The sequence below is a fragment of the Variovorax sp. 10N432 genome (genome assembly GCF_056394465.1).
Genome location: NZ_JBFTHX010000115.1, coordinates 1 through 1,304, shown reverse-complemented (window position 1 = coordinate 1,304; position 1,304 = coordinate 1). Strand labels below are relative to the sequence as shown.

3 protein-coding genes are annotated in these 1,304 nt (G+C 61.4%); 1 reads left to right on the top strand and 2 read right to left on the bottom strand.

Annotation, left to right across the window (positions count from 1 at the left end):
* Window positions 1–139 precede the first annotated feature (139 nt).
* A complete protein-coding gene (locus AC1DF3_RS36875; protein ID WP_478142796.1) occupies window positions 140–358 on the top strand; it encodes a DNA-binding protein in 219 nt (72 codons plus the stop codon).
* Window positions 359–417: 59 nt separating this feature from the next.
* Here the strand turns inward: AC1DF3_RS36875 and AC1DF3_RS36870 are convergent, their stop codons facing one another.
* Window positions 418–639, bottom strand: a complete 222-nt coding sequence (locus tag AC1DF3_RS36870) for a hypothetical protein (RefSeq protein WP_478142795.1) — start codon at window positions 637–639, stop codon at window positions 418–420.
* A 255-nt stretch (window positions 640–894) separates the two neighbouring features.
* Window positions 895–1,131 (bottom strand): DMT family transporter, encoded by a 237-nt coding sequence (locus AC1DF3_RS36865; protein WP_478142794.1) that lies wholly within the window; start codon window positions 1,129–1,131, stop codon window positions 895–897.
* Between the last annotated feature and the right edge of the window lie 173 nt (window positions 1,132–1,304).

Genomic DNA, 1,304 nt, shown 5'->3' with positions numbered 1-1,304 from the left:
CAGGCTACCCGTGCGTTGCTGGAGTCCCGCGGTTGCGGCGCCATCGATCGTGGCGGCTTGCAGCAACCGGGAGGCCTTGGTTTGTGCCGCCGTTTCGGGACCGCCAGCGGGTCCCAGGATCCTTCGAACGTAGAAGGCCGTGCGCATCGGAAGCAAGTACATCTCCCTCGGCGACGGCTGCGACGGTCTAAAGAGGGCCAGGCGCTACGCGACGATCGAGCGCTTGCGTCAGAAGGTCGGCAGCGGCTCGCCCAACATCATAAGCCCCATGCTCGAGCGCTGCTTCTCCACGCTCGGCAAGCGCCTGGACGGTCATGGCGCCAACCTGGTCAACGGCGAGGCGCACATTCCTTCGTAAGGCAATACGCCGCTCATAGTAGTTGACGCCGGGCAGCAATTGAATCGCCGACGCCCGGCTCACCTGCTTAGAAGCTTCCAGGCGACGATGGCAAGGATGGCCAGGCCCGCGATCCCGAGGTAGGGCGTGTACCCGATTCCGTCATCCGTCGGTTCGGAGCGCAGGGGTGCCGCTTGGGCCGCCACGGTGCTGAACGGGAAATAGAGAGCGCCACCGAGCGCATTGCTGTCTGGGCCTGCGGCGAAGCGCGTAGACGTGTCCTCTGTCTGCGATTTATCCATGGCCTTGAGATCTCCTTCTCCTGGAAAAAACTATGAGGTCTTCGCCATCAGACCCGAAAGTTGGTCTTGCCGAAGGTCGGGCGTTTTATCGACTACCTTGCGAAGCCTTTTGCCGGCGTAGCCTTGGGCGCGCAGGGCTGAGACAACGCTGTAGACTTACCCAGGCCAAACGCATTCAGGGAAGCATCAGGTGCGGCTGACGGTGCTGTCCGGGCGAATACTGAACGCCCGGCCAACCATCCGGGTAAGCGCGACTCACAGTCCAAAATCACCGCCTCGTGAGAGCCTCCCTGGTGATGCCACGGTACAGCCGCAAAGCAAGGCGATCACAGCCAGACAGAGCGAGCCGATGGCAAAGGACACCAGCGACGCAGTCAGGGGGTCGCCACACATGCCCCATGCAACCTGACCATTCAAAGTGGTCTGCAAAGCGATGGCGCTGTGGCGCCGAAACCGATACGTATCAGTAGCAATAGCGCATTCATCAAGCACTAATTCAGCTTGAACGATTCCGCAAACGGATCCGGCCTGTACCCAGCCGCATTGAACAGATAAGCGAGGGACTCGTCGATCGCGGAGCGCAGCTTTGCCTGATCCACGCCCAGCACGACACCACGCCGTTTGCGCAGGCGCCCGCCAATGATGACCGTATCGACATTGCTGCC